The organism is Streptomyces sp. WAC07094 (genome assembly GCF_036320405.1).
GTDB lineage: Bacteria > Actinomycetota > Actinomycetes > Streptomycetales > Streptomycetaceae > Streptomyces > Streptomyces lannensis.
This window is the reverse complement of record NZ_JAVMJZ010000001.1, coordinates 3604794-3625135: the sequence shown is the minus strand read 5'-3', so window position 1 is coordinate 3625135 and position 20342 is coordinate 3604794. Positions and strand designations below refer to the sequence as shown.

19 protein-coding genes, 1 tRNA gene and 1 pseudogene are annotated in these 20342 nt (G+C 69.6%); 14 read left to right on the top strand and 7 right to left on the bottom strand.

The genetic code is table 11. The features are described 5' to 3' along the window. The first annotated feature begins 72 nt into the window (after nucleotides 1–72). From RCR19_RS15945 to RCR19_RS15905, 9 genes are all read left to right on the top strand, one after another. Entirely contained in the window at nucleotides 73–585 is a 513-nt protein-coding gene (locus RCR19_RS15945; RefSeq protein WP_331269454.1) for a 4Fe-4S binding protein, read from the top strand. Continuing rightward, nucleotides 582–1214, top strand: a complete 633-nt coding sequence (locus RCR19_RS15940) for an NADH-quinone oxidoreductase subunit J (protein ID WP_331265748.1) — start codon at nucleotides 582–584, stop codon at nucleotides 1212–1214. Before RCR19_RS15945 ends, RCR19_RS15940 begins: the two co-directional genes overlap by 4 nt. Beyond that, nucleotides 1214–1579, top strand: coding sequence for an NADH-quinone oxidoreductase subunit NuoK (gene nuoK / locus RCR19_RS15935; protein WP_331265747.1), 366 nt, complete (start codon nucleotides 1214–1216; stop codon nucleotides 1577–1579). The genes RCR19_RS15940 and nuoK overlap by 1 nt, the downstream gene beginning before the upstream one ends. Continuing rightward, entirely contained in the window at nucleotides 1576–3567 is a 1992-nt protein-coding gene (locus RCR19_RS15930; RefSeq protein WP_331265746.1) for an NADH-quinone oxidoreductase subunit L, read from the top strand. The genes nuoK and RCR19_RS15930 overlap by 4 nt, the downstream gene beginning before the upstream one ends. A gap of 6 nt (nucleotides 3568–3573) precedes the next feature. Further along, entirely contained in the window at nucleotides 3574–5148 is a 1575-nt protein-coding gene (locus tag RCR19_RS15925; protein WP_331265745.1) for an NADH-quinone oxidoreductase subunit M, read from the top strand. Continuing rightward, complete coding sequence (locus RCR19_RS15920) at nucleotides 5145–6644, top strand: NADH-quinone oxidoreductase subunit N (protein ID WP_331265744.1); 1500 nt, start codon at nucleotides 5145–5147, stop codon at nucleotides 6642–6644. Before RCR19_RS15925 ends, RCR19_RS15920 begins: the two co-directional genes overlap by 4 nt. A 203-nt stretch (nucleotides 6645–6847) precedes the next feature. Further along, nucleotides 6848–7711 carry a zinc metalloprotease HtpX gene (htpX, locus tag RCR19_RS15915; protein ID WP_331265743.1) on the top strand — a complete coding sequence of 288 codons (864 nt, stop codon included), beginning with the start codon at nucleotides 6848–6850 and terminating at the stop codon, nucleotides 7709–7711. After that, nucleotides 7708–8100 carry a YccF domain-containing protein gene (locus tag RCR19_RS15910; protein WP_331265742.1) on the top strand — a complete coding sequence of 131 codons (393 nt, stop codon included), beginning with the start codon at nucleotides 7708–7710 and terminating at the stop codon, nucleotides 8098–8100. The genes htpX and RCR19_RS15910 overlap by 4 nt, the downstream gene beginning before the upstream one ends. 209 nt (nucleotides 8101–8309) lie before the next feature. Continuing rightward, complete coding sequence (locus tag RCR19_RS15905; protein ID WP_331265741.1) at nucleotides 8310–8876, top strand: SMI1/KNR4 family protein; 567 nt, start codon at nucleotides 8310–8312, stop codon at nucleotides 8874–8876. Between the two features lie 94 nt (nucleotides 8877–8970). Here the strand turns inward: RCR19_RS15905 and RCR19_RS15900 are convergent, their stop codons facing one another. Then, on the bottom strand, nucleotides 8971–10239 hold the full coding sequence (locus RCR19_RS15900; protein ID WP_331265740.1) for an APC family permease: 1269 nt from the start codon (nucleotides 10237–10239) through the stop codon (nucleotides 8971–8973). Between the two features lie 184 nt (nucleotides 10240–10423). Here RCR19_RS15900 and RCR19_RS15895 point away from each other — a divergent pair, with 184 nt between their 5' ends. Continuing rightward, on the top strand, nucleotides 10424–10690 hold the full coding sequence (locus RCR19_RS15895; RefSeq protein WP_059133360.1) for a GlsB/YeaQ/YmgE family stress response membrane protein: 267 nt from the start codon (nucleotides 10424–10426) through the stop codon (nucleotides 10688–10690). Between the two features lie 82 nt (nucleotides 10691–10772). On the opposite strand, the gene RCR19_RS15890 is transcribed toward RCR19_RS15895, so the two are convergent. Further along, nucleotides 10773–11261: a YajQ family cyclic di-GMP-binding protein gene (locus RCR19_RS15890; protein ID WP_331265739.1), complete on the bottom strand. Its 489-nt coding sequence runs from the start codon at nucleotides 11259–11261 to the stop codon at nucleotides 10773–10775. 222 nt (nucleotides 11262–11483) lie between these two features. Between RCR19_RS15890 and RCR19_RS15885 the strand changes: the two genes are divergently transcribed. Beyond that, a tRNA-Tyr gene (locus tag RCR19_RS15885) sits at nucleotides 11484–11565 on the top strand. A 388-nt stretch (nucleotides 11566–11953) separates the two neighbouring features. Here RCR19_RS15885 and RCR19_RS15880 read toward each other — a convergent pair. Further along, nucleotides 11954–12604, bottom strand: coding sequence for a TetR/AcrR family transcriptional regulator (locus RCR19_RS15880; RefSeq protein ID WP_331265738.1), 651 nt, complete (start codon nucleotides 12602–12604; stop codon nucleotides 11954–11956). A gap of 462 nt (nucleotides 12605–13066) precedes the next feature. On the opposite strand from RCR19_RS15880, the gene RCR19_RS15875 reads away from it, so the two are divergent. After that, a complete protein-coding gene (locus RCR19_RS15875; protein WP_331265737.1) occupies nucleotides 13067–13867 on the top strand; it encodes an SDR family oxidoreductase in 801 nt (266 codons plus the stop codon). A 398-nt stretch (nucleotides 13868–14265) separates the two neighbouring features. Here RCR19_RS15875 and RCR19_RS15870 read toward each other — a convergent pair whose 3' ends face one another. Continuing rightward, nucleotides 14266–14706, bottom strand: a complete 441-nt coding sequence (locus tag RCR19_RS15870; protein ID WP_331265736.1) for a hypothetical protein — start codon at nucleotides 14704–14706, stop codon at nucleotides 14266–14268. A 1024-nt stretch (nucleotides 14707–15730) separates the two neighbouring features. Between RCR19_RS15870 and RCR19_RS15865 the strand changes: the two genes are divergently transcribed. After that, on the top strand, nucleotides 15731–15919 hold the full coding sequence (locus RCR19_RS15865) for a hypothetical protein (RefSeq protein WP_331265735.1): 189 nt from the start codon (nucleotides 15731–15733) through the stop codon (nucleotides 15917–15919). 105 nt (nucleotides 15920–16024) lie between these two features. On the opposite strand, the pseudogene RCR19_RS15860 reads toward RCR19_RS15865, so the two are convergent. Then, nucleotides 16025–16237: pseudogene (locus RCR19_RS15860) on the bottom strand (DNA primase); the annotation flags it as partial. Between the two features lie 241 nt (nucleotides 16238–16478). On the opposite strand from RCR19_RS15860, the gene RCR19_RS15855 reads away from it, so the two are divergent. Then, a complete protein-coding gene (locus RCR19_RS15855; RefSeq protein WP_331265734.1) occupies nucleotides 16479–16976 on the top strand; it encodes a hypothetical protein in 498 nt (165 codons plus the stop codon). Between the two features lie 765 nt (nucleotides 16977–17741). Here RCR19_RS15855 and RCR19_RS15850 read toward each other — a convergent pair. Continuing rightward, entirely contained in the window at nucleotides 17742–18662 is a 921-nt protein-coding gene (locus RCR19_RS15850) for an NADP-dependent oxidoreductase (protein WP_331265733.1), read from the bottom strand. 877 nt (nucleotides 18663–19539) lie between these two features. Further along, entirely contained in the window at nucleotides 19540–20178 is a 639-nt protein-coding gene (locus tag RCR19_RS15845) for an HD domain-containing protein (protein WP_331265732.1), read from the bottom strand. Nucleotides 20179–20342: the final 164 nt, after the last annotated feature.

Below are 20342 nucleotides of genomic sequence, written 5' to 3'. Positions count from 1 at the left end.
CCCTCCGGGCGGCCCCGCCGGTCCGTCCCGGGCTCCGGTCTCGCCAAGGGCCTGGCCGTCACCCTCCGCACGATGACGAAGAAGACCGTCACCGAGCAGTACCCGGACGCCCAGCCCGCTCTTCCGCCGCGCAGCCGCGGCGTCATCGGCCTGTTCGAGGAGAACTGCACGGTCTGCATGCTGTGCGCCCGCGAGTGCCCGGACTGGTGCATCTACATCGACTCCCACAAGGAGACGGTCCCGGCGGCGGCCCCGGGCGGCCGGGAGCGCAGCCGCAACGTCCTCGACCGCTTCGCCATCGACTTCTCCCTCTGCATGTACTGCGGTATCTGCATCGAGGTGTGCCCCTTCGATGCCCTCTTCTGGTCCCCGGAGTTCGAGTACGCCGAGACCGACATCCGCGACCTCACCCACGAGCGCGACAAGCTCCGCGAGTGGATGTGGACCGTGCCGGCCCCGCCCGCCCTCGATCCCGGCGCCGAGGAGCCGAAGGAGATCGCCGCCGCTCGCAAGGCCGCCGAGAAGCTGGCCGCCGCGCAGGCCGAGCCGACCGAGCCCACCGACCCCCAGGAGGGAGCGTCGTGAGCCCCGCCGCCGCACTGGCGACCACGGCCGCCGTCGCACCGCACGGCTTCCTCTCCCCGACCGGCGTCGAGATCGCCTTCCTCCTCGTCGGGCTGGTGACCTTCGGCGCCGCGCTCGTCACCGTCACCACCAGGCAGCTGGTGCACGCCGCCCTGTGGCTCGTGGTGACCCTCGGTGGCCTCGCCGTCGAATACCTGCTGCTCACCGCCGAGTTCATCGCGTGGATGCAGGTCCTCATCTACGTCGGTTCCGTGGTCGTCCTCCTCCTGTTCGGGCTGATGCTCACCAAGGCACCCATCGGCCGCTCGCCGGATGCCGACTCCGCCAACCGCTGGGCCGCACTCGCCGTCGCCGTCGCCGCCGCGGCCGCCCTCGTCTGGGTGGTCGTCGACGCGTTCCGCACGACCTGGATCGACCTCGGCGGTGCACCCTCGGGTTCCACCAAGGTGACGGGCGCGAGCCTGTTCCAGAACTGGGTGCTTCCCTTCGAGGCCCTCTCCGTCCTCCTCCTCGCCGCCCTGGTCGGCGCGATCGTCCTCTCCCGCAAGGCGAAGGCGGACGCGGCGACCGCCACGACGGGCACACCGGCCGTCCCGGGCAGCCGGAGCGAGAAGGAGGGCGTCCGCTGATGCACCTCGTCTATCCCGCCGTCCTCGCCGTCCTCCTCTTCTCGACGGGCCTGTACGGCGTGCTCGCCCGCCGCAACGCGATCCTCGTCCTGATGTCGGTCGAGCTGATGCTCAACGCCGTCAATCTCAACCTCGTCGCCTTCGACGCCTGGCTGAACAGGGCCGCCCGCGAGACGCTGCACTCCGGTCAGGCCCTGACGCTGTTCACCATCGCCATCGCCGCCGCCGAGATCGGTATCGGCCTGGCGATCGTCCTCGCCGTCCACCGCAATCGCGGCACCTCGGACATCGACAGACTCCGCGACACCGCCGAGGGCCACGAAAGCGACGCCCCCGAGGCTGAGAAGGCTGAGGCCACCGCGTGACCACGACCACCCTCGCCGTCCTCGTCCCTCTCCTTCCCTTCCTCGGTGCCGCAGCCGGCCTGCTGCTCGGCCGCACCGCCCCGGGCTTCGTCCGCCCGCTCGCCGTCCTGCCGACCTTCGCGGCGTTCGTACTGGCCGTGCTGGTCGCGGCACGTCAGGGCGGCGGCCGGGCCGTCGACTCCGCGACCGAGTTCACCCCCACCGGCTCGGTCCCCATCGAACTCGCGCTGCACATCGACGGATTCGCCGCACTCGTCGCCGTCCTGGTCGGCCTCGTCGCCCTGTGCGTGCAGATCTACTCGACGGGCTATCTGCGCGACGACCCGCGCTACCCCTCGTACGCCGCTCTCGTCTCCCTGTTCACCTCCGCGATGCTCCTGGTCGTCTACTCGGGCGACCTGATCGTGCTGCTGGTGGGCTGGGAAGTCATGGGCATCTGCTCCTACTTCCTGGTCGGTCACTACTGGGAGACCCCGGAGGCCCGCGCCGCCTCCATCAAGGCCTTCCTGGTCACCAAGCTCGGCGACGTCCCCTTCCTCATCGGTCTGTTCGCGCTCGGTACCGACGCCGGCTCCTTCCGCATCACGAAGATCCTGGGCACCGTCGCCGGCGGCGGGCTGCACCACCCGACCCTGATCGCGCTGCTGCTCCTGGCCGGTGTGGCGGGCAAGTCGGCGCAGTTCCCGCTGCACACCTGGCTCCCCGACGCGATGGCCGGCCCGACACCCGTCTCCGCACTGATCCATGCCGCGACCATGGTCGCGGCGGGTATCTACTTCATCGCCCGCCTCCTTCCGGTGTTCCAGGCCTCCTCGGCCGCGATGGTCGTCCTCGCCGTCATGGCCGCCGTGACGATGGCCGGCTCAGGGTTCGCCGCGCTCGCCCAGGACGACATCAAGCGCGTGCTCGCCTACTCGACGATCGGCCAGCTCGGCTATATGACCGGTGCCCTCGCCGTCGGCGAGCGCGGGGCCGCCGTCTTCCATCTCCTGTCCCACGGCGCCTTCAAGGCGCTCCTCTTCCTCGCGGCCGGCGTGATCATCCATGCCGCCGGCACCAACTCGCTGGCCGCCATGTCCCGTATGAAGGACCTGCGCGCCCGCGTCCCCGACGCCTACTGGACGATGACCGTGGCACTGCTCGCTCTCGCCGCGATCCCGCCGTTCGCCGGCTTCTTCTCCAAGGAGTCCGTGCTCGGTGCCGCCGAGCACGTCGCGACGGGGCACACCGAGCACGCCCCCGGTGCCGCAGGGTGGATCGTCCTTCTGGTCGGACTGTTCACGGCACTGCTCACCGCCTCGTACGCGACCCGGCTGTGGCTGCTCGCCTTCCGGGGCCACGGTGCCGAGGCGCCGGACCACGGCAAGCAGCCCCTCGCCATGAACGCCGTGCTGTGGGTGCTCGCCGTTCCGTCGCTGGCCTTCGGACTGGCGTACGGCGTGCTCCCCGACTGGTTCGACAGCCGTGATCTGACACCGACGCTGATCACCTCCGTCCTCGGCACGGGCCTCGCCCTGGTCGGCGGACTCGTGACCTACGGCGCCTGGCGCCACACCACCGCGCTCGCCGGCCGCATCCCCCTGGGAGCGGTCGCGGCCCACCCCGAGGCGGACGCCGGTCTGGTCGAGGCCGAGGCCATCGCGAGCCACGAGCCCGCGTACGGAGAGGTCGCCTACGCACACGACCCCGCGGACCCGGGCCGTCTCCTGCTGGGCCCGCTTCACCGCCATGCCGCCGTCGGTTTCCACCTGGACGCCGTGTACGACGCGCTCTTCGTCCGTCCGGTCAGGGCGGGGGCGAGCCTCGTCCGGTTCCTCGACCGTGAGGTCGTCGAGACCTACGTACGCGGCGCCGGCGCCCTACCCCGCCTGCTGGGGGCCGCGGTACGGCGCGCCCAGACCGGCAATGTGCAGACCTATGTGAGCGCGCTGCTCGCCGGCACCGTCGTCCTCGCGGTGGCCGCCCTCCTCGTCGCCACGGGAGCGTGAGCAGGCGTGATCGATATCAGCGAGTCCGTGATGCAGATCCTTCTGGCGTTCATCGTCGTCGTGCCGCTCATCGGCGCGCTCGCGGCCCTTCTGCCGGCGCCGCCCGGGCTGAAGGGGAAGTCGCCCGAGCAGGCCGTGCTGCGGCACGGCGTGACCGTCACCGGTGTCGTGCTCATCGCGGCGATCGTCCTGGCGCTCGGCTTCGACCACGACCATCCGTCGAAGATGCAGGCCACCACCGACATCAGCTGGATCCCCGCACTCGATGTGCGGATCCACCTCGGCATCGACGGCATTTCCCTCCCCCTTCTGGTCCTGACCGCGCTGCTGACCTTCCTCTGCGCGCTCTACTCGTACTTCAAGATGCCTGCGGGCCCGTCCCCGAAGGCCTTCGTCGCCTTGGTGCTCGTCCTCGAGTCCGGCACCCTCGCGACCTTCGCCGTCCTCGATCTGCTGCTGTTCTTCCTCGCGTTCGAGATGGTGCTCATCCCGATGTACTTCCTCATCGCCCGCTGGGGCGGCGAGGGGCGGACCCAGGCGGCCTGGAGGTTCATCCTCTTCACGCTGCTCGGCTCCGTCGTCATGCTGCTCGGCCTGCTCCTGATCGGCCTCAAGGCGGGCACGTTCGACATGGTGGCACTCGCCACTGACAACGGCCGGTCACTCACCGCATCCGTGCAGGTCATCGCCGTTCTGGCGATCGGGATCGGGCTCGCGGTCAAGACGCCGATGTGGCCGCTGCACAGCTGGCTGCCGGACGCCCACACCTCGGCGCCGACCGTCGGTTCGGTGCTGCTGGCCGGTGTCCTGCTGAAGATGGGTACGTACGGGTTCGTCCGGATCATCCTGCCGATCGCGCCCGACGGATTCCACACCTTCGCGCCGTACCTCGCCGCGTTCGCCGTCGTCGGGATCGTGTACGGATCCCTGGCCTGTCTGGCCCTGGCCAAGCGCGGTGCGCGGGGCGACCTCAAGCGGCTCATCGCCTACTCCTCCGTCGGCCACATGGGCTTCGTGCTGCTCGGGATCGCGTCGACGACCCCGACCGGCGTGAACGGCGCGCTCTTCGCCAACATCGCCCACGGCCTCATCACAGGCCTCCTGTTCTTCCTGGTCGGCGCGCTGAAGGACCGCACCGGCACCACCGACCTCGACACCCTCGCCGAGAAGTCCGGCGCCGCCCTCTACGGCAAGGCTCCCCGACTCGGCGGTCTGCTCGCCTTCGGCGCGGTGGCGTCGCTGGGCCTGCCGGGGCTGGCCGGTTTCTGGGGTGAGATGCTCGCGATGTTCGGCGCGTTCAAGCCCGCCGCGGATCTCAGCCGCCCGGCGTTCCTGACATTCATGTCGATCGCCGCGTTCGGCACCCTGCTGACCGCCGCGTACATGCTCATCGTGGTGCGGAGGGTGTGCATGGGCGCCGCCCCGCAGGACGCCCCGCAGCTCGCCGACGTACACACGTACGAACTCGCGGCCTGGACGCCGCTCGTCGCCCTCACCGTCGTCGCCGGCCTGTGGCCCAGGGCCCTCCTCGGCCTGACCGACCCGGCCGTGCAGCAACTCCTCGCAGGAGGCACCCGATGAGTACCCTCGTCCAGTCCGTCGACTGGCTGGCCATCGCGCCGCCCACCATCGCGGCCGTCGTCGGGCTCGTCGTCCTCGTCGCGGACCTCTTCCTCGACGAGCGGAGGAAGGCCCTCCTCGGCTGGGTCTCCGTGGCCGGTCTCGCGGTCGCGGCGCTCATGCTGCTGCCGCTCCTCGACGGCGACCGGGCCACCTTCTGCCTGGCCGGCGACCCGCACCTGTGCAGTTACACGGCGGACCGTTTCACCCTCGTCATCCAGTTCCTCGTGCTCGGCGGCGCCCTCCTCGCGGCGCTTCTGTCCGTCACGGTCCTCGAGGACGCCAAGAGGCGGATCCCCGAGGGGGAGTTCTGGTTCCTGCTGCTGTCCTCCGCGGCCGGCGCCGCTCTGCTGCCCGCCTCCCGGGACCTGGCGACGCTCGTCGTCGCTCTCGAGGTCGCCTCCCTGCCCGCGTTCGCCCTCGTCGGCATGCGGTACGGCGACAAGAGGTCCTCCGAGGCGGCCCTGAAGTTCTTCCTCTCGTCCGTCACCGCCACCGCGGTCAGCCTCATGGGCATCAGCTTCGTCTACGCGTCCACGGGCTCGCTCTACCTCACGCAGATCGCCGACCGGATCCAGCACGTGGACGGTCAGCTGCACGTTCTCGCCCAGACGGGTGTGGTCCTCACCCTCGTGGGCTTCGCCTTCAAGACGGCCGCCGTCCCGTTCCACTTCTGGGTCCCCGACACCTACGTCGGCGCGCCCCTGCCGGTCGCGGCCTACCTGTCGGTGGTGGGGAAGGCGGTCGGCTTCTCCGGCCTCATCCTCGTCACCGTCGTCGCCCTGCCGTCCTACTCCGACGTCTGGGGCCCGGCACTCGCCGCGCTGGCCTGCCTCACCATGACCGTCGGCAACGTCGGGGCGCTGCGGCAGCAGGCCACGCGCGCGTACAGCGCCGTACGCCTGCTCGCCTGGTCCTCCGTGGGCCAGGCCGGCTACCTCCTGGTGCCGATCGCGGCGGCCGGCTACTCCAAGGACGCCCAGAAGGCGATCGGCTCCACGGTGGCGTACGCCCTGATGTACGCGGCGATCAACCTGGGCGCCTTCGCAGTGGCCGCGCTCGTGGGACGTACGAGGACCCTGAACCGCATCACCGACTACCGCGGCCTGTACGCCTCCAACCCGCTCGCCGCCCTGTTCCTGGCGTTCTTCCTGCTGTGTCTGGCCGGCCTCCCGCCCGGCATCATCGGCCTCTTCGCCAAGGTCACCGTCTTCTCCGCGGCCGTCGACGCGGGCCTCGGCTGGCTCGCCGTGGTGATGGCCGTGAACGTGGTGATCGCGCTCTTCTACTACCTGCAGTGGACGACCGTGCTCTTCCGTGCTCCTGAGGGCGAGCCCGAGAAGCAGCGGGTGCCCGCCCCCCTCACGGCCGCCATCGCCCTGAGCGGCGTCCTGGGCGTCGCCCTGTCCGGAGCGCCCCAGCTCGTGCTGCGTTTCTCGGAAACCGGCCTTTTCTGACGGATGCCCTGTACGCGACCCCCCGCACACGCGCGTGCGGGGCGTCGCCGTTCACCCGGACGGCTCACACGCTCCGATGCCCGCGCAAGGGAACTTGAGCTCCCCGCCTGGCGTTGACCAGTGCGGGAGGGTCCACTGAGAAGTGGAGTCAACAGCATTCGCAGACAAAGGGTTCCCCTGCCGCACCACTTGGAGGGCGTACCGTGCACCGCCGGCACAACGGGCTCAGGACCGCAGTACTCCTCGGGGGACTGTCCGCACTCATCATCGTCATCGGCAGCCTCTTCGGGCGTACGGGCCTGATCGTCGCGGTTCTCGTAGCGATCGGCACGAACGCTTACGCGTACTGGAACAGCGACAAGCTGGCTCTACGCGCGATGCGTGCGCGACCGGTGAGTGAGTTCGAGGCCCCGGCGCTGTACCGCATGGTCCGCGAGCTCTCGACCCAGGCCCGTCAGCCCATGCCCCGCCTGTACATCTCGCCGACAGAGGCGCCGAACGCCTTCGCGACCGGCCGCAATCCCCGCAACGCGGCCGTGTGCTGCACGGAGGGCATCCTCCGCCTCCTGGACGAGCGTGAACTGCGCGGCGTCATCGGGCACGAACTGAGCCACGTCTACAACCGCGACATCCTGATCTCCTCCGTGGCCGGTGCGCTCGCCTCGGTGATCATGTTCCTGGTGAACTTCGCGTGGCTGATCCCGGTCGGCCGCTCGGACGACGACGAGGGCCCCGGCATCTTCGGTCTGCTGTTGATCATGCTCCTGGGTCCGCTCGCGGCCTCCCTCATCCAGCTCGCCATCAGCCGCTCCAGGGAGTACGAGGCCGACGCCTCCGGGGCCCAGCTCACCGGCGATCCGCTGGCGCTCGCGAGCGCCCTGCGCAAGCTGGAGGTGGGCACCCAGCAGTTGCCCCTGCCGCCCGAGCCGCGCCTGGAGACGGCGAGCCACATGATGATCGCAAACCCCTTCCGTGCCGGACAGGGACTCGCAAAGATGTTCTCCACGCACCCGCCGATGGCGGAGCGCATCGCCCGGCTCGAACAGATGGCAGGTCGTCACCGGTGAAGACAATCCTGAACGTCATTTGGCTGGTCCTGAGCGGCTTCTGGCTGTTCCTCGGGTACCTGCTCGCCGGCGTGCTGCTGTGCATCACGATCATCGGCATCCCGTTCGGCATCGCGGCCTTCCGCATCGGCGTGTACGCGCTGTGGCCCTTCGGCTATACGACAGTCGAGCGCCGTGACGCGGGTGCGCCCTCCTGCATCGGCAACGTCCTGTGGCTGATCCTGGCCGGCTGGTGGCTGGCCCTCGCCCACATCGTGACCGGCATCGCCCTGTGCATCACGATCATCGGCATCCCGTTCGGTATCGCGAACTTCAAGCTCATCCCGGTCTCGCTGCTCCCCCTGGGGCGCGAGATCGTGTCCACGGACGAGCCGTTCGCGACGCGCTGACGGGCGTACGAGCCGCGCACTCCCGTACGTGGCACGTACGACGTCCTCGCGAGCACGGCGAAGAGCGAGCTGGCGGAAGCCCCGTCCGCGGCCCTTCCCGGAACCGCCGGACCACCTCGCGGAACGACGTATCGACGTTGGTCCCGCATGAATCCCGCGGGTTGTCCACAGGCCGGCCGGTTGTCGGTGGCTCCCTGCATCATGAAGCCATGACCGAGTACGAGCAGTTGCTGGGCAGGGTGGCGCAACAGGCCCGCGACATCCGGCCGTGGGGCTGGGCTTCGCTCCCCGATCCCGTGGAGGAGGCCGCGCTCACCCGCGCCGAGGCGGCCCTGGGCTTCTCGCTGCACCCGCTGCTCGCGGCCCTGTATCTGCGGATAGGGGACGGTGGATTCGGCCCGTCGTACGGTCTGTTGCCCCTGCTCGACGGCCCGCCGTCCGGCGAGCCCGCCGCCGTCCCGCAGTACCTCGCGAACCGCGCGAGCGGCCGCAAGGACCCCGACTGGCCGTGGCCCGAGGGCGTCCTGCCGATATCCCACTGGGGATGCGGCATGTATGCGTGCGTGGACTGCAGCACCCCGCAGGGCACGGTTCTGCTCTACGAGCCGAACACCGACGACGCCGCACAGGCCTGGTACGTGGACGCCCCCGGCCTCGTGGACTGGCTGCACACCTGGCTCGAAGGGACCGGCTGGTACGAGGAGTCCAACGACGGCACGGACCTGGCGCCGTGGCCGGACTTCCCGATACGCACGGGCACGGCCCGCGCCTCGTAGGAGGCACATCCATACGGCGCGTGCGGTGACCGACGGTGTGCACGCAGAGCGTGCCCGGCGCGAGGGCGTGTCCGCACAGAGGTTGTGGGACGACTCACGGCCGGCGCGCGGAGGTCCACCGCCGGATGCCGTAAGCCGCCGCACCCAGGCCCAGGATACCCGCGCCGACGCCCACCGACACCCATGGCAGCGCGAACGCCAGGACGACGCACCCGAGCAGCCCGACCGCCGGTACGACGCGCGATGCCGGCGTCGAACGCAGCGTCCAGGCAGCGGCATTGGCGACCGCGTAGTACGCCAGCACCCCGAAGGAGGAGAAACCGATCGCGCCGCGCACGTCCACGGTCGCGGCGAGGGCGGCCACCACGACGCCCACGGCCAGCTCGGCCCGGTGCGGCACCTTGAAGCGCGGATGCACGGCCGCCAGGGCGCCCGGCAGATGGCGGTCGCGGGCCATGGCCAGCGTGGTCCTCGAGACGCCCAGGATCAGTGCCAGCAGCGAGCCCAGTGCGGCCACAGCCGCTCCCACACGCACCACCGGCACCAGAGCGGGCACCCCCGCCGCCCGCACCGCGTCGGCCAGTGGAGCAGCTGCACGCCCCAACCCATCGGCACCCAGCACGGAAAGGACGGAGACGGCCACTGCCGCGTACACGACCAGCGTGATGCCGAGCGCGAGCGGGATCGCCCGCGGGATGGTGCGCGCCGGATCACGGACCTCTTCGCCGAGGGTGGCGATCCGCGCGTACCCCGCGAAGGCGAAGAAGAGCAACCCGGCCCCCTGCAGCACCCCGCCGGCACCACCGGAGGCGCCGATGTCCAGGTGCGCGGTGTCGGCCGCCCCGGAACCGAGACACACAACGACTACGGAAGCGAGGACCGCCAGCACGACCGCCACGATCACCCTGGTCAGCAGCGCGGACTTCTGCATGCCGCCGTAGTTCACGGCGGTCAGGGCCACCACCGCGGCGACGGCCACCACGTGCGACTGGCCCGGCCACATGTAGGCGCCGACGGTGAGCGCCATCGCCGCACAGGAGGCGGTCTTCCCGACGACGAACGACCAGCCCGCCAGATACCCCCAGAAGACCCCCAGCCGCTCGCGCCCGTAGACATATGTGCCGCCCGATGCGGGATACAGGGCGGCCAGCCGCGCCGAGGACGAGGCGTTGCAGTAGGCGACCACGGCGGCGACGGCGAGTCCGATCAGCAGGCCGGAACCGGCTGCTTGCGCCGCGGGGGCCAGGGCCGCGAAGATCCCGGCCCCGACCATCGAACCCAGGCCGATGACGACGGCGTCCCCGACGCCGAGGATCCGGCGAAGTTCCAGGCCATCGGGTTGCTGTGCCCCGGACTGTGTCATGGGGCGAACCATACTGAGCGCTGCAACCGGCCACTGCGGCGGAGGCGTCCTCTCCGACGACGGACCCGCACACGGAGAGCAGGGGCGAGTGCGGCCGTCACGACGGGCAGCGTCAAGGAATGAACACGGCCTGGCCGGAGCAGGAGCACAGCACAGGCACAGCGCGGAGAGGCAGGTTCACGGCATGGGCATTGTCGGCTGGATCGTTCTGGGGCTGTTGGCGGGCGCCATCGCCAAGTTCCTGCTGCCGGGCAAGGACCCCGGCGGTTTCATCGGCACGACCCTCATCGGCATCGCGGGCGCCTTCATCGGCGGCTGGATCTCGTCGCGCTGGCTGCACCACCCGATCAGCAAGCACTTCTACGACGGGCCCACCTGGGCGGCCGCGATCGGCGGCTCGCTGGTGTTGCTGATCATCTACCGCGTTCTGTTCGGTGACTCACGGCGCTGAGCACCCCTGAGCCGCAGCCGGCGGCAAAGAAGGGTGGGCACCCCGGCCGGGGTGCCCACCCTTCCTCGTACCGCCCGGTCATCTACCGGTAGTTGACGAACTGCAGCGCGAAGTCGAAGTCCTGGCCCTTGAGCAGAGCGATCACGGCCTGCAGGTCGTCGCGGCTCTTGGAGCTGACGCGCAACTCGTCGCCCTGGACCTGAGCCTTGATGCCCTTCGGGCCCTCATCACGGATGATCTTCGCCACCTTCTTCGCGTTCTCCTGGGAGATGCCTTCCTCGATCGACGCGAAGATCTTGTACTCCTTACCGGAGAGCTGGGGCTCACCGGCGTCCAGCGACTTCAGGGAGACCCCTCGCTTGACCAGCTTCGACTGGAAGACGTCGAGGATGGCGTTCACCCGGTCCTCGGAGTTGGCCTGCATCAGGATCTTGTCGCCGGACCAGGCGATCGAGGCGCCGACGTTCTTGAAGTCGTAACGCTGTGAGATCTCCTTGGCGGCCTGGTTGAGGGCGTTGTCGACCTCCTGCTGCTCGACCTTCGAGACGATGTCGAAACTGGAGTCGGCCATGTCCTGTGGCTCCTTGTATCGGGATGGATCGGTGCGTATCGGCGTGCGGGAGCGCGGCCGCCCGGCCCGGAGTCGATCCCGGGCCGCATCCGGCTAAGCCTAGCCACCTCGCCCCCTCAGGACGCCGATCTATCCGGTGGCGAAGCACCCCCCTGCATCAGGTATCGTTTACGTCGTTGCCAAGGGGCACCGCGGAAAAGCGGCCCCGCGGCGGCAATCCCCGGCGGTGTGCCCGAGTGGCCAAAGGGAGCAGACTGTAAATCTGCCGGCTTCGCCTTCCCAGGTTCGAATCCTGGCGCCGCCACGCTGAGAAGATCAGCCCCTGACCTGCGAATTGGTCGGGGGCTGATCTTTTTTCGGGTCACTGCTGGTCTCGTCCCCGTGGTTCCCCGCCGTTCCCCCCTCGTTCGGACACGTCTGTGCCACGTTGGTGAAGCCGATCACCTTGGTCGGGCAGCAGAGCGGAGGGCGGTGTTGCGACCCCATGCAACATCTGCCGCCGAATCGCGGGCGGGAGTGATATGGCATACGCAGGTGACCCGAAGCGCCTCGCCCGTCTGCTGCGGGACCTGGCGGACGCGCTGGAGAAGGCCGGAATGAACCCGTCCGGAATCAGCGACGAGCGGCACTCGATGGGCGAGGTTCGGGCGGCCGCGACGGAACTGGATCCGGGCGACGGGCCGCAGCGGTCCCTATGCAGTACCAGCCGGAACGCCCGTGTGCGTGCCTCGCACGCCATTTGGCAGCCAGCACTCCAGCGTCATGTCGGCGATGTCCTGGAGTTCGTCGCGGCCGAGGCCGCTGGCGGCCTGGACGGCGATGCCGAACGCCGCCGTCATGACATATCGGGCGAGCCGTCGGGGGTCGGCGTCGCGCGGCAGATCGCCCTCGTCGACGGCCCGCTGGAACCGCTCCTCAACGCGTAGGGCCGAAGCGTTCCGCCACTCGACCAGCATGTCGTGCGCGGGCCGCCCCGCTTCGCTCGACGCCAGCGCGACCTGCACGCCCATGCATCCCGCAGGGCCGCCGGGGCGCGTCGTCGTCCGAACCGCTCCGTGGAGAATCGCCGCGGCCACGCCTCGTGCGGTCGGCTCCTCCAGGGCGCGCGTCCCGTAGTCGGCCGGGCCCTCGGTGTAGCGCTCCAGCGCTTTGCGGAACAGCTCCCTCTTGTCACCGAAGGCTGCGTACAGGCTGGGCTTCGTGATGCCCATCGCCTTGGTCAGGTCGGTGAGGCTGACCCCCTCGTATCCCCGTTCCCAGAACACCTGCATGGCGCGCTCAAGTGCCTCGTCGATGTCGAATTCCCGAGGCCGACCCATGACGGCGTTCCGCGAACCAGCCATGCGTGCAGCGTACTCCACCCCCGAGCAGCCGGTGGTGAATTATGTACCGATTGGAACAGAAGCCTTGTGTCCTCGAACCCTACTCGCGGCGGCAGTCCCCGCGGAGGTTCATCGAAGGCGTCGGTGCAGGTCGATCGCCATCCGAGTACACACAGTCCGTGGTTCGGGCCGGAGCCGAGGCTCGGTCGTATGGGACGACGTCATTGCGCGGCCGAAGGGCATGGCGACGCCGTGTCGACTCGGTGTTCGGCCCGCCCTGCCTCGGTGCGTCGGCACCTGCTGCCGGTGGCCACCTGAGGCCGCGTGAGGCACGACCGCACAGCCGACGCGGCGACTTCTATCCCACTCGGAATATAACTCGCGGAGCCGAGGTTCCCCCTCCGCGACAGCCGCGCGACAAGAGCGCGGGCGCGTCGCCACCAGCACCCAGCACCGCCCGATCCAGGGCGACAGGAAGGCATCATGTCTGACACCGACCTGCGCGACATCGAAGCGCTCGACGCTCGTAAGTCCGACGGCATCGCTGTTGTCACCGGCGCCAGCCGCGGCATCGGGGCGGCCATCGCCGGCCGTCTCGGCGCCGACGGCTACACCGTCGCAGTTCACTACCGCCAGGACTCGGCCGCCGCGGCCGACGTCGTCGAGAAGATCACCGCGGCCGGCGGCACGGCGTTCTCCTTCGCCGCCGACCTCGCCGAACCCGACACCGGCACCGCCTTCTGGGCTTCCTACGACGCGGCCGCGGGCGCGCTGCGCGACGCGCCCGTGCGGGTGCTGGTGAACAACGCCGGGGTCGTCGTGAACGGCGTCATCGAGGAGTTCGCCGCCGAGGACTTCATCCGCCAGCAGCAGATCAACGCCACCGCGCCGTTCCTGATCATCAAGGCCGCCCTGCCGCGCCTGGCCAACGGCGGACACGTCGTGAACATCTCCTCAGGCGCCACCCGCGTCCCCATCCCCGGCATCATCGGATACACCATGACCAAGGGAGCCCTCGAAGCCCTGACGCTCCCGCTCGCCCAGCACCTCGGCCCACGCGGCATCACCGTCAACGCCGTCCGCCCCGGCACCACCGACACCGACATGAACGCCGACTGGTTGCGCGGCAACTCCGAAGCCATGGCCACCGTCGTCGCGTCGCGCGCCCTCGGTCGCGTCGGTGAACCCGCCGACATCGCCGACGTCGTCGCCTTTCTCGCCTCCCATGACGCCCGGTGGATCACGGGCCAAATCATCGACGCCACCGGCGGCGAGCGCCTGTAGCCGGTATCCCTCGGGGGACACGGACGAGATCCGAGTCGTGACGCAGTCCGCTTGGAGTGGGCTGAACGGAATCGATCTCGCGATCAGCCTGATCTCTGTAGTGCTCGCGTCCCGAGTCTGTGGGTGGGACGGGCTGCCTGGCAGCACCCGGTCAAGTGATCGAGTGATCATGTGGAGTTGAGTAGCCGGACCACGCGGTCGGTGGAACGACTTTGGCCGGGAGCTGCTTTGGTGCGAGTGATCATGGCCCCATGAGCTTCCGGTGAGTCGGGCAGTCCGTTGACCTGAGGCGCCGGCAGAGGTCGGGGGACGGTTGTTCTCGACGCTCCCAAGTCCGGCGGCGGTTACCGCAGGTCCCTGCCGCAGACCGACGACAACTACTACTGGTTCCTGGGCCGTCAGTCGAAGTCGGTGATGCATTGGTGGCTCGAGGTGCTGCAGATTTTGGCGTGCAGCGGTATCTCTGGGCCGAAGTAGCCCCACTCCACGAATGTGACTGCGCGGTCCGGCTTCATTACGGCTCTGGCCTGGTAGAGGACGCCTCGGTCGTCGTCTCCGGTGAGGCGGAAGGGGCCGGCGTCGTCGAGGATCACAGCGAGCGTGTAGTAGTACTGGTTGGGCGTGTCTTGTGACGGGAGGCGGTCGGTGAGCCCTTCCACCCGGCTGACCGCCGGCGCGGGGGTGTAGTCCGCCGAGGGTGTGGAGGGGGTGGCGGTGTTGTCGTCGTAGGGGCCGCAGGTGATCGAGTGTGCGACCTCGTGGCTGTAGCCGAGGCAGTAGCTGTCGCCCGAGATCCACCCGAAGTCCCTGATGCCCTTGCTGCCCCGGCGGACGACCACCACCGCCTCCTTGGGCGGTCGGGGACTTTTGTCGGGGAGGGTTGTCGTGCTGAGCCAGTCGGCTAGGGCGCCGTCCGTCGGCCCGAGCCTTGCTGCCGCCTCCACCGGACGGGCTGGACCCGCGACCGCTGTCGGCGCCGCAGCAGCCGATGAGCGGACCGGGGTGGTGTGACGGCGCGCGTCTCGTCCGTGTTCCCCGTTGGTGCAACCGGCGAGAGCGAGGAAGAGCACGCCACATGCCGTCAGCCGTCTTGCCCGTCCAACCCCCACCGGTCCCCCTCGGTCGGCCTCCCCGTGTCGGCAGTATGGAAGATGTCCTTGCTGCGCTTAAAGGCGGCGCAGGCGATTGTGACGTGACGTCATTCGGCGAGTCGGCACTCGAACTTACCTTTGGACGCGCTTCGCTCGCAGCGGCGTCCCCGGTGGGACGGGTGTGGGGCGGGAGCACCCCCGGGTCGGGAAGCGGCAGGTCAGGGCATGGCCCTGGCACGGTCTGCAAATCTGCCGGCTTCGCCTTCCCAGGTTCGAATCCTGGCTCCGCCACACGGAGACGAAGGGTCCGTGACCTGTTGTTTCAGCAGGTCACGGGCCCTTAGTCATGCACCCCCGTGATCGAGGCACTGTATTACTCCGTCTCGCGTTCGAACGTCTCGTCTCAGGGTGCGTGGACGGCGTGTGGACGGGATCTTGGACGGCTCGGCCGTGTTGTCCCAGGCGGGCTGACATCCTGGCGTTCGTGGCCTCGTCTCCGTCCTTGAGGAACTCGGCGTGTACCCGAAAGGCACCGCCAGGAGCGTGTCCGGCGGGTCACGTCATGCAGACCGTCCCCACCCCCGGAGCCACCATCGCGCGGCCGTCCGACCCGCCTTCCCGGTCGGGCGTGAAGGCCTTGGGCGGGCTGGGTCAGCGGCCCCGCTCCCGACAGCCGTGTCACCTGAATGGCGCAACATGATGTGCCACCCACATGGGCGAAGATCAAGCTGGCTAGTGTCCCGACCGAGGCAATCCGTGAAAGGGGAACCAAATGCGCATTCGACGAATCCTCGCCGCCGTCATCGCCACGGCAGCCCTCGCCGGAATCGGCCTCACAAGCGCCGCCACCGCCACCGCCGCCAGCCCCACCCCGGGTGAGTGCGAGCAGGGAGGCGGAACGGTCGATTGGGGGACCAACCTCTGCAGGGGCGGTACGTACGACGGGCAGATGGTCGACTAAACGCCACAAGGCGCCCCGCAGCCACGCGCTGCGGGGCACTCCCGTGCGAACACTGCCGGGAGGGTCGCAGGGACGGTGCCGACCCGTGGTCACCGCCCAGCCACCTGCGTACGGCATGGACGACTTGATGTCCACGCCGGCTCGTACGGCGTTGGCGGCCTGCATGTTGCCCTGACAAAGCCAGTGCTCACCCCGGGTCGTCGGCACGGCCCCTGTAGCGGGCAGGCGCGAGCGGGCCCCTGCGATGGCTTCCGCGTTGTCGAGGTCCGAGTCCGGGGCGGTGGGACCAGCACCGCCGGGGTGGCAGGTCGCCGCCGCCTCGTGCCACGCACTTGGCCGGGAAAGCGGTAGGCAGGTGCTCACCCCGAAACTCGGTTGGTGGGGAGTGCTGGGAGACTGCCACCGGTCTGTTGAGGACTGGAGGCAGGGGCGGCCCGGGACTTCGGCGAGAAGCCGGCCGTCCTACCTGTGCCTGCGGCTGTTTGTTCCGCACGGTCGTGGCACCCGCGGTGACCTTGATCACGGCTGGCAGGCTGCCAGGGCCGTCGGAGGGCGGTGCATGCTTGTCCGACTGATCGCCGTCGGCGGCAGCGGTCGGGCCCTGGACAGCCGGTGCCGGTACGGGAAGTGGGACGTGGTGAGGGTTCGAAAGGCGAGCGCCCTGTGGGCCATGGCACTCGCTCTGCTGGCCGGCGCCTGCGGTGGCGCCCCGAAGGCGCTGCCGCACGTAGGAGCGGCGGACGTCCTGGGTCACTGGACGAGCGACTGCGGATCGACTCTCACGGTCGAAGCGGACCGCACGTTCACCGTCCGGGATTTCCCGATGGATTACGCGCTGGTCTCCGGGGCCGTGAAGCGCCTGGCAGTCGGCCACGGGACCTGGTACCTCTACGCGGGGGACAAAGGGGTCACCCCGCAGACTTTCGACCTGAAGATCGGCGAGGAGTTCTACGACCTGGACTACGTCCGCAGCGGCGACTCGATCGCCCTCCGTACGGCCCTGGGGGACCCCGACGACAACCGTTGGTGCCGGTTCTCGCGCCGCTCCCGGGTCTGATCGGTCAGGTCGGTTGTCCGGAGTCCGGGGTACTGCCGTGGGCGGACTCCTCGCGCCGACGGCTTCGTAGGTCGAAAGCAAGGGTCGAAAGGCCCTGTTCGCTCAGCGCCAACCCCTGAGCGGCACCGCACCGCTCAGCCGGTACCGAGTCCGGACGTCCCGGTCCGGGGCTGCGGAGTGCTGGTTCGGGAGATCCCGCTGCGGGTCACCGGGATTTCCACTTCTCACCGTCCGGTCGGGCAGGGCTGGAACCGATAGCGGCGGCCCCCACGCTCCGAGGCGGACGTCTGGCGGATGTCCCGCGGATGAGCGCACGAAGCTCCCCAGCAGTAAGCAGATACGCATACCGACGGGGGCGGGGGATGTGGCAGTGATCAGGTTTGTGCACGCACAGCTGGCGTTCGCCGCGGTGTTGATCCTCAGCGGGATGGCCGCCCTGGGAGTGGCTGCCGTTGCCAAGGATGGTCGGGCCGTCCGGCTCACCGTGAGGCGCGGGGCGGGCGTCCGAGTTCCGACTCATCGTGAGACACGGGGCAGCGCCCGGGTTCTGACTCATCGTGAGGCGCCGGGGCGGAACGCCCGGGTTCTGCGGGACGGCAGCACCCGGGCGCCCCCTGTGCGAGGCGTGGTGCGGAGACCGGAAGGACCGGGCCCGCGTCGACGGTTCACCAGGCCGGAGCCGGGACCCGACGGATTCCCGACGGGCCCGAGCCGCGTGGTGCGTGTACTCGAGCCGGGCGGCCGGCTCAGGACCCGACCGTGGCCTCAGTCCTCGGTGACCCGGATGATCGTTCTGCCGGGGATACGCCGATCAGGAGCGAAGGCGGCGGCTGCCTCGGTCAGCGGGCGGACCGCGCCGATGCGTACACCGAGCCGTCCGTCCCGGAGCCGTTGCACCAGGTCCGCGAGGCGGGCGCGGTCGGGTTCCACCACGAAGAACACCGCCCGTCCGTCCTTGGGCCGGACGGTGGGCGGCTCGGCGATGGTGACGAGTGTGCCGCCGGCGCGGACGAGTGCGGCCGAGCGGGCGAGGATGTCGCCGCCGATCACGTCGAAGACCACATCGACCTCGCCGGCGTCCGCCAACCGGTCGGCATCGAGGTCCAGGAACGTATGCGCACCCAGAGCGAGGACGGCGTCCCGGTCGGCGGACCGGCCGGTGCCCACGACCCGGGCCCCCACTTCCAGCGCGAGTTGTACCGCGATGGATCCGACGGCCCCCGCGGCGCCGTGGATCAGGACGGTCTGGCCGGTCGCGATCCGCGCGTGGTCGAACAGGCCCTGCCAGGCGGTCAGTCCGGAGATCGGCAGCGCGGCCGCCACCGTGTGGTCGACATCCGCGGGAAGCGGGGCGAGGTTGCGGGCCTCCACGGCGACGTACTCGGCGAGCGAGCCGTTGCGGGCCCAGTCGGTCAGTCCGAAGACCCGTTGGCCGACGGTGAGGCCGGTGGTTCCGTACCCGAGCTCCGCCACGACACCCGAGACCTCGTGCCCTGGCACGCTCGGAGTGCGGTCGCGGCCGGCGCGGTCGGACCATGTTCCTGGCCAGTCGAGTTCCCCACGGGTGAATCCCGCGGCGTGCACCCGCACGATGACGTCGTTCTCGGCGGCATGGGGATGCGGCAGGTCGGTGAGGGTCAGCCCGCTGACGCCGGCGTCGCGGTCCGAGGCGGTGATGGCTTGCATGTGTGCTCCTCTGTCCGGTCTTCCGAAGGTGAACGTATCGGTTCGTGTCAGCGGGTTTTCACCGCGTGTCGTGTGCTCTCGCGGGTGTGGTGTCCGGCACGCGTGCGCCGGCCGGGCGGGGCCCGTACGGCCGGGCACGGCCGACGGATTCCTCGGCCTGGGCCGAGAACACCCCGGATCGCGAGTCCAAAGTGGTGACCTCCGCGATGCCGCGCAGGCTGCCGTTGAACGTCGGACCGGCCCCCGGCCCCGCCATGACCGATCCGGACGCAAAGGCGATCGGTGACGCAACGATGTGATGGCCACCGCAAGTCCCGCCGCCCCCATGGCCAGGAGGACCGCTCCCAGCACCGTGGCGGACCGTGCTGTGTGCCGCAGGACCAGACGCCTCCCGCGCCGCCGGACAGGAACAACGCCGCGATGTCGAGTCCGTCGGCGGGGCCCATGTACGGGCGTCCCGGGGGAGAGGACTCGACCAGCCCGGCGGCCAGACCGCTCATGGCCGTTCCAGTGGCGACACCCTGCAGCACCCGCGCGACGACCAGGGACGGGACGCCGTCGGCCGTCCAGAAGACGGCGGATCAGGAGCGCGGTGATCAGCACCGGGCGGCGTCCGAGGCGGTCACTCTGCGACCCGACCGTCATCAGGGCGCCGAGCAGCCCCCCGACGTACACGGCGAAGACGACGGTGACCCTGGTGACCGAGAAATCCCAGCGTTCCCGATACAGCGGATGGAGCGTCGACGGTGCGCTCGCTGTCGCCATCATCACCACGGTGGTGAACGTCGGCACGGTGAAGGTGGCGGACCGTCCAGGACGACGATGGGTGCGGCCGGAAACGACGGGTGTCGTCGTATTGCCTCCGGCTTCTTCGGCATCAATTCGGCCAGGGCGCTTCAATGACGCGCTCGACCATGGTCCTGCTGCGGAAACCCGGAACGAAGTGTTCCAGCACATCCGCGTTGACCGTCCCGTACGTGGTGTCAGGACGATGCTCGAGCCCGTCGACAAATGCCTGCAGGAATCCCTTCTTGAACTGTTCGCGCGGATGGGCGGCCACGATTTCCTCCACCTGGCCGCCGTCCAGTCCGTCCAGTCCCCAGCCGAGCACGTCGGTCAGTACGCCGAAGTTCGTGGCAGCCGTCTCCGGGCCCATCCGGCCGGGAATCGCCGGCGTCGTGTGCAGTGCTATCGCCGTCCAGACGACGTCGGCGGCGCTCTTCGGGAACCCGCGGTCGAGCAGGAACTTGCGCGCGTGGTCGGCGCCGTCCAGTTCGAAGCGCTGCTCCACGTCGGAGAACGGGACGGAAAGCCCCGCGTCGTGGAACATCGCGGATATGTAGAGCAGCTCCGGATCGGGCTCAAGGCCGAGCTCGCGTGCGTGAAGAGAACCGAAGAGGAAAACACGCCGGGAGTGATGGAAGATGAGAGGGCTGGTCGTTTCACGGAGAAAACGGGTGGCCTCCGCCACTGCTGCGGTCTCGGGTATTTCCACTGCTGCGATGATGTCGGTCATGACGGTGACGCTTTCGATGTGGTGGTGAACACTGGGCGGTGACTCTGTTCTCCACGATGCCGACCGCACGGCCTTCGCCGCCGCCTCGGTCCGGCCATGAACCACCCGAATCCAGACACCCGAGAAGTCCGCCCTGAAAGCGGGACACCCGAGGAACCGGACAC